Annotated in this window: 11 protein-coding genes and 1 riboswitch; of the genes, 6 read left to right on the forward strand and 5 right to left on the reverse strand. The window is 70.6% G+C overall.

Features of this window, described 5'->3' with window-relative positions:
• Nucleotides 1–9 precede the first annotated feature (9 nt).
• A riboswitch (ZMP/ZTP riboswitch) is annotated at nt 10–92 on the reverse strand.
• Nucleotides 93–154: 62 nt separating this feature from the next.
• From Q7S93_RS16435 to Q7S93_RS16445, 3 genes are all read right to left on the reverse strand, one after another.
• The gene (locus tag Q7S93_RS16435; protein ID WP_304715178.1) at nt 155–1,894 is read right to left on the reverse strand and encodes a heparinase II/III family protein; all 1,740 of its coding nucleotides are present in this window, start codon (nt 1,892–1,894) and stop codon (nt 155–157) included.
• A gap of 11 nt (nt 1,895–1,905) precedes the next feature.
• Complete coding sequence (gene rpe / locus Q7S93_RS16440; RefSeq protein ID WP_304715181.1) at nt 1,906–2,568, reverse strand: ribulose-phosphate 3-epimerase; 663 nt, start codon at nt 2,566–2,568, stop codon at nt 1,906–1,908.
• A gap of 65 nt (nt 2,569–2,633) precedes the next feature.
• Nucleotides 2,634–3,917, reverse strand: a complete 1,284-nt coding sequence (locus tag Q7S93_RS16445; RefSeq protein ID WP_304715186.1) for an RsmB/NOP family class I SAM-dependent RNA methyltransferase — start codon at nt 3,915–3,917, stop codon at nt 2,634–2,636.
• Nucleotides 3,918–4,033: 116 nt separating this feature from the next.
• On the opposite strand from Q7S93_RS16445, the gene Q7S93_RS16450 reads away from it, so the two are divergent.
• Nucleotides 4,034–4,234, forward strand: coding sequence for a DUF1674 domain-containing protein (locus tag Q7S93_RS16450; RefSeq protein ID WP_304715189.1), 201 nt, complete (start codon nt 4,034–4,036; stop codon nt 4,232–4,234).
• A gap of 109 nt (nt 4,235–4,343) precedes the next feature.
• On the forward strand, nt 4,344–5,084 hold the full coding sequence (locus Q7S93_RS16455; protein WP_304715191.1) for a hypothetical protein: 741 nt from the start codon (nt 4,344–4,346) through the stop codon (nt 5,082–5,084).
• 12 nt (nt 5,085–5,096) lie between these two features.
• On the opposite strand, the gene pyrF is transcribed toward Q7S93_RS16455, so the two are convergent.
• The gene (pyrF, locus tag Q7S93_RS16460) at nt 5,097–5,816 is read right to left on the reverse strand and encodes an orotidine-5'-phosphate decarboxylase (protein WP_304715193.1); all 720 of its coding nucleotides are present in this window, start codon (nt 5,814–5,816) and stop codon (nt 5,097–5,099) included.
• Nucleotides 5,817–6,000: 184 nt separating this feature from the next.
• On the opposite strand from pyrF, the gene Q7S93_RS16465 reads away from it, so the two are divergent.
• Entirely contained in the window at nt 6,001–6,687 is a 687-nt protein-coding gene (locus Q7S93_RS16465) for a MarC family protein (protein WP_304715199.1), read from the forward strand.
• Nucleotides 6,688–6,701: 14 nt separating this feature from the next.
• On the opposite strand, the gene Q7S93_RS16470 is transcribed toward Q7S93_RS16465, so the two are convergent.
• Complete coding sequence (locus tag Q7S93_RS16470; protein WP_304715201.1) at nt 6,702–7,496, reverse strand: SDR family NAD(P)-dependent oxidoreductase; 795 nt, start codon at nt 7,494–7,496, stop codon at nt 6,702–6,704.
• 221 nt (nt 7,497–7,717) lie between these two features.
• Between Q7S93_RS16470 and Q7S93_RS16475 the strand changes: the two genes are divergently transcribed.
• The 3 genes from Q7S93_RS16475 to Q7S93_RS16485 form a co-directional block, all read left to right on the forward strand.
• Nucleotides 7,718–9,634: a potassium transporter Kup gene (locus tag Q7S93_RS16475; protein ID WP_304715203.1), complete on the forward strand. Its 1,917-nt coding sequence runs from the start codon at nt 7,718–7,720 to the stop codon at nt 9,632–9,634.
• 70 nt (nt 9,635–9,704) lie between these two features.
• The gene (locus Q7S93_RS16480; protein ID WP_304715205.1) at nt 9,705–10,070 is read left to right on the forward strand and encodes a hypothetical protein; all 366 of its coding nucleotides are present in this window, start codon (nt 9,705–9,707) and stop codon (nt 10,068–10,070) included.
• A gap of 71 nt (nt 10,071–10,141) precedes the next feature.
• Nucleotides 10,142–10,650 (forward strand): argininosuccinate synthase domain-containing protein (locus tag Q7S93_RS16485; RefSeq protein WP_304715208.1); only part of this gene is annotated, 509 nt, incomplete at its 3' end.

Consider the following 10,650-nt stretch of genomic DNA (forward strand, 5'->3'; position numbering starts at 1 on the left):
GAAGGTGACAAGGCGTGCCCAGGCGAGCGGCGTATGAGGTCCTGGCTCCCCGGTGGTCAACCACCTCGATCTCGCCAGTCACACAGGACGGGGGTGTCCTAACGCCGGCCGGTCGAGGGAGTCAATGCAGCCCCCGCCCGGCCTCGGCCCGGCCTCAGCGCGGCGGCGGCCAGGGCTCGGCCGCGGTGAGCTTCCAGCGCAGGCGGGCGCCCACCTCCTGCCGCACCTGACCCCGCAGCACCACCTGGCTGGTGCGCCGCGCCTGGCCGTCCTGGAAGAAGACCGAGGACTCGATGGAGACCTCCATGGCGTCGTTGCGCAGCCACCAGCCGGTGTCTTCGCCCTCGCTCTTGATCAGCACGCTCTTGCCGTCCCGGGCCAGGGAGGCCCGCGCGTCGGGATGGATGTGGAAGCGGACCACGAAGGGGATGAAGCGCCGGGGATCTTCGCCGGCGGCGGCGTCGGTGACGGGGGTGAAGCGGTCCTCGCCCCGCAGCTCGTCGGCGGCGAGATCCAGATAGAGCCGGCGCTCATGCCGCAGGCCAAACCGGCGGACCCAGCCGTCATGGGACATTTCCAGCCACAGGGCGCCGTCGGCCTGTTGCCGTCTGGCGCTCACCGCCGCATCGGCGCCGATCAGCCGGGGGCCCAGGGCCCGGGCGCTCAGGCCGCGCACCGGCGCGCCGCAGGACAGATCGCCAAGCGAGGCGGTGGAGGCCGCGTCCCCCAGGCGCAGGGCCTCGGGTCCGACGGCGTCAGGGGACCAGCCGCAATTGGTGATCGCCCGGCGGCCGCTGATCAGGATTTCGAGGGCCAGCGGCTGGGCGCAGGCCGTGACGCTCCAGGCGCCCTCGGCCGGCGGGGCGGTGTCGGCCACCACCTGCAGGCTGCGGCTTTCGATGCGGTGATAGCCGTTGCGCGTCGCCGGCAGGGTGCGGGCGCCGTCGCTCTCGCTGGCCCGGGCGGCGGCCACCAGGTTCGGCCGCTGGGCCTCGCCCCCCTGGAAGACCGGCAGGGCGCCATCGGCCAGGGTGAAGAAGCGGACGGCGCCGATCAGCCGGTCGATGGCCCGCATCATCTCGTCGGGCGGCGCCAGGCCGCGCTGGACCAGGGCGGCGTCCAGGGTCTGCAGGTCGAGCAGCAGGCTGAGCGCCGCCTGGGGGGAGCGCGAGGCGTGGCCTCCGTCGGCCAGGACGGTGAGGGGCAGGGCCTTGGTCAGGCGCTCCAGGGCCTGGGTGGTCAGCCGATCGCCGGCCTCGCCGGTCAGGACGGCGCCGGCCAGGGCCGCGGCGCAGGCGCGCTCGGCGGCCTTCACCGGCCCGTCGATGGTGGAGAGCAGGTGGCGGCCCTGGCGGGCGAGGTCGAGGCTGATCAGGGCCGTCTCGGCGTCCGAGGCGCCGGCGCACAGGGTGGGGGCAGCGCAGGCCAGGTTGAACACCCGCCGCTCCAGCACCTCGGGATCCCAGGAAAAGGCGTTCCAGCGCCCGAAGATGCGCCGCCACAGCAGGGCCAGACGCAGGCCCTCGGCCGCCCCGCCCTCGCCCACCGCCAGCAGGTCGCGCAGCCAGTCGAACCGGTGCAGGGCGATGGCGAACCGGCGGCTGGGATTGGGGCGGTCCCAGGGATCGCCCTTGGGACCGGCGTGCAGGGTGGCGCCGGCGAAGGTGAAGTCCCCCAGCAGGATACGGCGGCCATTCTCCGCCCGGCCCGGCCTGGGATCGGCGGGCGCCGCGGTCAGGCCTTCGGGCCTGGGCCTCGCCAGCAGCCAGCGATGGGGCGGCGAGCCGCCCCATTCCCGGCGCAGCTGTCGGCGCAGCCCGACCATCAGGGCCAGGGCGGCCACCTGACCCGGCAGGCGCCTGGACGCCGGCGCCGGTGGGGGCTGTCCGGCCACGGGCGCCCCGCTCACCCGCCCCGGAGGGCGGTGATGTTGTCGGCGTAGACGTCAGGTCCGCCCCTGAAGACCGCCGTGCCGGCCACCAGTGCGGTGGCGCCGGCGTCGCGGCAGAGCCGGGCGGTGTCGCGGGTTACGCCGCCGTCCACCTCCAGGATGATGTCGCGGCCCGTGGTCTCGATCATCCGCGCCAGCCGCTCGATCTTCTTGAGCTGCGAGGTCATGAAGCTCTGGCCGCCAAAGCCGGGGTTCACCGACATGACCAGCATCAGGTCCACCTGGTCGAGGACCGATTCGACCGCCTCGGGCGGGGTCGAGGGATTGAAGACGACCCCGGCCTTGGCGCCCAGTTCGCCGATGCGCTGCAGGGTGCGCGACAGGTGCGGGCCAGCCTCGGGGTGGACGCTGATGATGTCGGCGCCGGCCTTGCGGAAGGCCTCCAGGAACGGATCGGCCGGGGCGATCATCAGGTGGACGTCGAAGGGGATGTCGGTGTGCGGCCGCAGGGCCGCGATGACGTCGGGGCCGATGGTCAGATTGGGCACGAAGTGGCCGTCCATGACATCCAGGTGCAGCCAGTCGGCGCCGGCGGCGGCCACGGCGCGGGCCTCCTCGCCCAGGCGGGCGAAGTCGGCGGCCAGCAGGGACGGGGCGATGATGGTCTTGCGGCTCATCGTCTGGACTTAACCCAAGCCGCCCGCGGGCCACAAGGACCCCGGGGCCGGCTGGCCCTGAAGGCTCAGCCCTGGCGCAGGAAGCGGGCGATATAGAAGCCGTCCGTACCGCCTGGGCTGTGGAAGGGCAGGATGCGCAGGGTCCCGTCCGGGCGCAGGCTATCGACCGGCGCGCCGCCTTCGCCAGGGGCCATGGGCTCCAGGACGAACTCGGGGTGACGGGCCAGGAAGCCTGCGGTCTGGCCCTCGCCCTCCTCGGGCTCCAGGCTGCAGACGCAATAGATCAGCCGGCCGTGGGCGGCGACCCGCGGGGCGGTGGCGTCCAGCAGGCGGGCCTGGGTCTCGGCCAGGCTGGCGATGTCCGCCGGCCGCGCCGCCCAAAGGACATCGGGGTGGCGGCGGAAGGTGCCGGTGGCCGAGCAGGGGGCGTCCAGCAGGACGGCGTCGAACAGGTCGGGCGCCTTCCACTCCGTGGCGTTGGCCGTCACGGTGGCGGCCTTCAGCCCCATCCGCTCCAGATTGGCCGCCAGGCGCTTGAGCCGTCCGGCGGAGCGGTCGAGCGCGGTGACGGAGGCGCCGGTGGCCGCCAGCTGCAGGGTCTTGCCCCCCGGGGCGGCGCAGAGATCGAGCACCTGCTGGTCAGGCCCGGCCTCCAGCAGGCGGGCGGGGATGGCGGCCGAGGCGTCCTGCACCCACCAGGCGCCGGCCTCGAAGCCCGGCCAGGCGGCCAGGTCGCCGCGGCGGGCGGTGCGCAGGCTGCCGCCGGGCAGGATCTCGGCCTCCAGTTCGGCGGCCAGGTCCTGCGCCGTCGCCGGATCGCGGATCGAAAGGTCGGTGGCCGGCTCGTCGGCGATCACCGCGGCGATCTTCAGCGCGGCCTCGGGGCCGTAGGCCGCGCTCCAGCGGGCCATCAGCCAGGGCGGCGGCAGGGCCTCGGGATCATCCAGGGCCGGCGGTTCGCGCAGCAGCCCCCGCAGCACGGCGTTGACCAGGCCCTTGAAGGGCGCAGTGTCCCGCCGCGAGGCGGCCAGATCGACGCTGGTGGCTACCGCGGCAAAGGGCGGGGTCTCCAGCAGGAAGGCCTGGGTCACGCCGATCCGCAGGATCTGGCGCACCCCATCCGGCGGCGACTTGGCCAGCTTGGCGTCCAGGGCCCGGTCGATGGGGCCGAGCCGGCGCAGGGTGGCCATGGCCAGGGCGCGGGCGAAGGCCCGGTCCCGGGGCGACAACGCGCTGAAGGCCGGCGTGGAGATCGCCTCCTCCAGGCCGGTGCGGCGCGCCAGGGCGGCGGTCAGGATGTCGAGGGCGGCGCCCCGGGCGGGGAGGCCAAGATCATTGTCTTCGTTCACCGGCTGCGACGTGCCCGCTCCGCAGGCCGCAGGCAAGGAAAGATCGCGCCCGCGGCGATTTGAGCGCGCCGTCCCGACGACTGGCGCTGGGGCGCTTGGCGTCCTAAATCAGGGCCATGACCGACGCTCTCCCGCCCCATGCGGCCCCCGACAAGCCCTTGAGCCCTGCGGCCCGCCGCGCCCTGGAAGAGGCCGAGGCCCGCCGTCAGGCCGAGGCCGAGCAGGCCGCCCTGGCCGCCGAGCAGGGTGGCCCCAAGGGGCTGGAGCCCACCCGGTTCGGGGACTGGGAGCGCAAGGGCATCGCCGTCGACTTCTAGCTCCGGCCATCGCGCCGTCCACGGCCGAGCTCGCGCAGGGCTTGCAAGGACTCGTGCCGACCCGCCTGGCGCGTTAGCGTTCCGTTAAGTTTTGTATCCGGAGCGTATGATGTCCTGGTCTTTCCGCCTGTTTGCGGGGTTCGCCCTCACCTTGGCGGTGGGCGGCGCGGCCGCCGCCTGCCCCTCCCAAAATCCCTGCGCCGTCCCCTATGCGGGCGGCTATGTCGGCGGCGGCTATTATGGGGCCTATGGCGCCGACCAGAGCTACCAGGCCTATCAGCGCAGTTCCGGCTACAGCGAAAGCTACGGCTATGAGCAGGCCTATGTGAGCGACGCCTACGGCACGCGGGGCTACGCCCAGGAATACGGCCCCTACCGCCAGGAATATGGCTATCCGCAAGGCCCGTCCCATGGCTACCCGCCGCCGCAGTACGGACCGCCGCAACATGGCCCGGCGCCCTATCCGACGCCGGACTACGGCCCGCCCAACGCCTATTATCCGCCCAGCCAATACTATCCGCCGGCCCAGGCGCCCGGCTACGGCCCGTGCTGCGCCCCTTGCGCCTCGGCCTGCGGTTCGCCCCACGGCCATGTCCTGCCCATGAGCTTCTTCGCGGACGCAGGCGGCGTCGGCCCGATCCCCTCCGGCGGCTATGGCGGGGGCGGCTATATGATCATCAACGGCGGCGGCTCGAGCCACAGCTCATCCTACGCCTCCTCCTCGGCGTCCGCCCGGGCCTCAGCCAACGTCTCGGTGCGCGGCGGCTACGCCTATGGCCACGGCGGCTATGGCGGCCATAAGGGCGGCCATGGCGGCAAGGGCGGTCACGGCGGCGGCAAGGGCCACTAGGCGGTTGCTCGCCTAGATCCCGGCCATCTCCGCAACGATCCGCAGGGCCGCAGCCTGGGGGTCGTTGGCGCCGGTGATCGGGCGACCACAGACGATGTGCGAGGCCCCGGCGCCTAAGGCCTGGGCCGGCGTCGCGGCGCGGGCCTGATCGTTCTTGGCTGACCAGTCGGGGCGCACGCCAGGCGTCACCACCAGGAAGTCCGGGCCGCCAATGGCGCGGGCCAGCTGCGCCTCATGCGGGCTGGCGATCACCCCGTCGCAGCCGGCGGCCACCGCATGATGAATGCGGCGCTCCACCAGCGCGCGCGCGCCTTCCGTAAAGCCCATCTCCAGAAGATCCTCGTCCGACAGGCTGGTCAGGACGGTGACGGCCAGCACCTTCAGTCCCGACCGCCCCCGGCCGCGCACGGCGGCGGCCATGACCTGGGGCTCCCCATGCACGGTGAGGAAGTCGCAGCCGGAGTCGGCCAGCACGGCGGCGGAGCGCTGCACCGTCGTGCCGATGTCGTGCAGCTTCCAGTCCAGGAAGACCTGCTTGCCCTGCGTCTTGAGGTCGCGGGCCAGGGTCATGCCGCCCGACGCGAACAGCTCCAGCCCGACCTTATAGAAGCTGACGGCCTCGCCGAGCGCCTCGACCATCGCCCGGGCCTGGTCGACGTCGGGCAGGTCCAGGGGCACGATCAGGCGCGGATCGGCGGCGGGGGCGGTCTCCAGGCGGGCGGCGGCGGTCATGGCGCAGGCTCCGGGCAGGTTTGCGCCGGTCCCGCCCCATAAGGGAGATCGGCGCCGCTTCGATTTTGGGCTAGAGCATTTTCAGCTGAAGTGGACACCAGTTCAGCGAAGAAAATGCTCATACTTCAAGGAGTGTTGAGCAAGATCCGATCCGGTCAATCGGATCTTGCTCGGGGAGCGAGGCATGAGCCAGGCTGAGTTCGCGGTCAACTTCTTCGTGGCGTTGTTCGCCCTGATCGATCCGATCGGGAATGTCCCCCTGTTCGGCGCCGCGACCCAGGGCAGCAAGGGGCGCGATGCGCGGCTGGTGGCCGTCTATATCGCCCTGTTCATCCTGGGCTTCCTGACCTTCTTCTACTTTTCGGGCCTGGCCCTGCTGGCCTTCTTCGGCATCTCCCTGCCGGCCTTCCGGATCGCCGGCGGCATCATCCTGTTCCTGCTGGGCCTGGAGATGGCCCGGGACGACTTCACCGCCACCTTCGCGGCCATGGCCGAGGGCGACGAAAACCCGAAGGGGCGGGCGGGCCGCAAGTTCGAGCGGCTGATCGTGCCCTTCGCCATGCCCCTGCTGATCGGGCCCGGCGCCATCTCTTCGGTGGTCATCTATGCCAGCGAGGCCAAGGCCTTCGGCCTGGCGGGCGCGGCCATTGGCGTGGGCGTGATCGGCGCCATCGCCCTGGTGGTCATGCTCTGCTTCTGGGCTGCGCCGGTGATCAGCAAGATTCTCGGCCGGATCGGCATGACCATCGTCGTGCGGGTTCTGGGGCTGATCCTCTGCGCCATGGCGGTGCAGTTCGTTCTGGTGGGGATCGCCGACGCCACCAGCGGGGTGATCCTCAACGAAGCCGCCAACCCCTATGTCCCCCAGTGACAGACGCCGTCGTCTCAGGGCTTGCGGAACCGCCAGCCCTGGGCGGCGGTGATGGCCATCACCCAAGGGTCAGGCAGCAGCCAGGCCAGGCCCGCCAGGGCCTTGTTCACCGCGCCAGGCACACAGACCGGCCGATGGGCGTCGGCCGCCGCCAGGCCCGCGGCGACCACGGTCTCGGCGTCCATCCAGAGCCAGGCCGGCGTGGCCTTGTTCAAGGGCTCGCGCATGCCGTTGACGTCGTGAAACTCCGACCAGGTCAGGCCGGGACACAGGGCGCTCACATGGACGCCGCTGTCGGCGCATTCCTGGTGAAGGCTCTGGGAGAAGCCGATCAGAAAGCTCTTCACCGCCCCATAGAGGCCGACGCCGCCCGGCGTCAGCCCCGCGACCGAGGCGACATTGATGATGCGGCCATAGCCGCGGGCGCGCATGCCGGGCAGGAACCGATGGGCCAGATCGCACGGCGCGGTCAGCATCACCTGCAGCATCGCCGCCTGATCATTCCAGGCATTGTCGCCAAAGCCTCCGGGCAGGCCATAGCCGGCATTGTTCACCTGGATATCCACCGACCGACCCTGGGCGGCCAGGGCGGTTTCCAGGGCCGCCGGCGTCTCCGGATCGGCCAGGTCGGCGGCGAGGATCAGCACCTCGACTCCATGACGATGGCGCAGCTCGACCGCCAGGGCCTCCAGGCGCTCGGCGCGGCGGGCGGTGAGGACGAGGTCGTGGCCCCGGGCGGCCAGGGCTCGGGCGAAGGCGGCGCCGATGCCGGCGGACGCCCCGGTCACCAGGGCCAGACGACGGTCCATTTGCGCTCCTGCGATGATGGAAGGCCGCTTCGCGGCCGAAGCTGGTCCGCGCCGAAGGTGGACAAGGACGGCCTCGGCGGCAAGCCGCCTGACTTGGCGCATGAGTCGCCCGCGATTGAACCCCGCGCGGAATGGGTGTATCGCGCCCGCCGCATCGTCGGGGCGCAGACGTCCTGTCTGGGATTACGAGACACCGTCCCCACGGTCTCCGGAGAGTCTGGATGAGTGAGCCGACCCCATCGGCTACCGAGGCGCATGCTGATGCGTCTCACCCCAAGGCGGACGGCTTCTGGGCGCTCGCCCTCGGCTCCGTCGGCGTCGTGTTCGGCGATATCGGCACCAGCCCGCTCTACGCCATGCGCGAGGCCCTGGCCCACTCCCGAAGCGGTGGGACCGACGAGCTGGCGGTGTTCGGGGTGGTCTCCCTGGTCACCTGGGCGCTGATCCTGATCGTCACCCTGAAGTATGTGGTCTTCCTGCTGCAGGCCGACAACAAGGGCGAGGGGGGCACGCTCGCCCTCATGGCCCTGGCCCGTCGCGCCCTGGGTCGTCGCTCCGGCGCGGTTTTCTTCCTGGGTATGGTGGGCGCGGCCCTGTTCTATTCCGACGGCATCATCACGCCGGCCCTGTCGGTGCTCAGCGCCGTGGAGGGCCTGAAGGTGGCGCCTGGCCTGGGCACGGCGCTGGCCCCCTTCGTCCTGCCGATCTCGGCCGGCATCCTGATCGCACTGTTCATGGTGCAGTCCCGCGGCACGGCCAGTGTGGCGCGCTTCTTCGGACCGATTACCGCCCTCTGGTTCGTGACCCTGGCGGGTCTGGGAATTCTGCACATCTTCGACGCGCCGCGGATCCTGATGGGCCTGTCGCCCCACTACGGAATCCTGTTTCTGCTCGACAATGGCTTCCTGGGTTTCGTCATCCTGGGCAGCGTCTTCCTGGCCGTCACCGGCGCCGAGGCGCTCTATGCCGACATGGGCCATTTCGGGAAGGGGCCGATCCGCGCGGCCTGGGTGATCCTGGTCCTGCCGGCCCTGTTGCTGAACTATCTCGGCCAGGGCGCCCTGGTGCTCGACAATCCCGAGGCCCGCCTGAATCCTTTCTTCGAGATGATCCCTGAATTCGCCTTCTGGCCGATCCTGATCCTGGCCACGGCGGCCACGGTCATCGCCAGTCAGGCGGTGATCACCGGCGCCTTCTCGGTGACGCAGCAGGCGGTGCAGCTGGGCCTGCTGCCGCGGATCGACATCCGACGGACCAGCGAGACCCTGGCCGGCCAGATCTATGTGCCACAGGTCAACATGCTGCTGCTGGTCGGCGTGCTGGCCCTGCTGGCCATGTTCCAGACCTCATCCAACCTGGCGGCGGCCTATGGGATCGCGGTCACCGGCTCCATGCTGGTCGACAGCATGCTGTTCTTCGTGATCATCGGCGCCCTGTGGAAGCGGCCCTGGTGGCAGGCGGCCCTGGCCGCCGGCGCCTTCGGCCTCATCGATCTGGTCTTCGTCTCGTCGAACCTGCTGAAGATTCCCCAGGGCGCCTGGTTCCCCCTGGTCATGGGGGGCGTCCTGGTGCTGGTCATGTGGACCTGGACCCGGGGCGCGCAGATCCTCACCGACAAGACCCGTCGTGACAGTATCCAGCTGACCGAGCTGACCGAGATCCTCAAGGCCCGCGCCCCGCACCGGGCGCCGGGCACGGCCATCTTCCTGACCTCGGACCCGGACGTCGCGCCGGTGGCCCTGATGCATAATCTCAAGCACAACAAGGTGCTGCACGAGAAGAATGTCATCCTGACCGTGCGCACCACCGAGACCCCGCGGGTCAAGGACGAGGACCGGATCAAGATCGAGCCGGTCAACGAGGACTTCAAGAAGGTCACGGTGGCCTACGGCTTCATGGAAAGCCCCAACCTGCCCAAGGCGCTGGGCCTATGCCGCAAGCTCGGCCTGAAGTTCGACATCATGGCCACCAGCTTCTTCCTCGGACGCCGCTCGGTGGTGCCTTCGGCCCAGTCGGGCATGCCGCTCTGGCAGGACCGTTTGTTCATCTATCTGATGCGCAACGCCGCAAACCCGACGGACTTCTTCAAGATCCCGCCCGGCCGCGTGGTGGAGCTGGGCACCCAGGTCACGGTCTAGAACCGCTGGCCTGGACTCCGCGGCCCCATCTGGGCCATGGGTCGGGCCACCAAGGCTGCGGGAGAGATCAATGAACTGGCTGGGTATTGTCGGCGACGCCCTTTGGATCGTCTCCCTGTCGATCATGGCCAGCGCCTCGCACAAGGCGTGGGCGCGGGTGCCGCCGGAAACCCGCATGCCGCTGCAGTTCGCCCGGGACGGCCGGGCCGTCATGCGGGTCCCGCGTCACATCGCCCTGCTGCTGATCCCGGGGATCGCCTTCCTGCTCAGCGTGATGCTGCTGTGGCAGAACCGGCAGACCGCGCCGGGCACGCCCGACGCCCTGGTGCTGTTCGGCGTCCGCGCCACCCTGGCCGGGGTCTTCGCCCTCTATCATCTGCGCTGGCTGAGCGCCGCCCTGGCCCAGCTGGACCAGGAAGGCGCGCTTAGGTCTTGAACGGGCGGCCCATTCGCCCTTAAAGCCGCGCCTGTTGCCTCCATCCTCCGATCCTCGAAAGACCTCGCCCCATGGCCGCCGACAAGCCGATCAAGAAAGTCGTCCTCGCCTATTCCGGCGGCCTCGACACCTCGATCATCCTGAAGTGGCTGCAGACCGAATACGGCGCCGAGGTGGTCACCTTCACCGCCGACCTCGGCCAGGGGGAAGAGATCGAGCCGGCGCGGGCCAAGGCCCTGGCCGCCGGCGTGAAGCCCGAGAACATCTTCATCGAGGATGTGCGCGAAGAGTTCGTCCGGGACTTCGTCTTCCCGATGTTCCGGGCCAACACCGTCTATGAGGGCCAGTACCTGCTCGGCACCTCCATCGCCCGCCCGCTGATCGCCAAGAAGCAGATCGAGATCGCCCGCCAGGTCGGGGCCGACGCCGTCTGTCACGGGGCCACCGGCAAGGGCAACGACCAGGTCCGCTTCGAGCTCGGCTACTACGCCCTGGAGCCCGACATCCACGTCATCGCCCCCTGGCGCGAGTGGGAATACCGCAGCCGCGAGGCGCTGATCGAATTCGCCGAGAAGCACCA

The sequence above is a fragment of the Phenylobacterium sp. genome, from assembly GCF_030646615.1.
Taxonomy (GTDB): domain Bacteria; phylum Pseudomonadota; class Alphaproteobacteria; order Caulobacterales; family Caulobacteraceae; genus Phenylobacterium.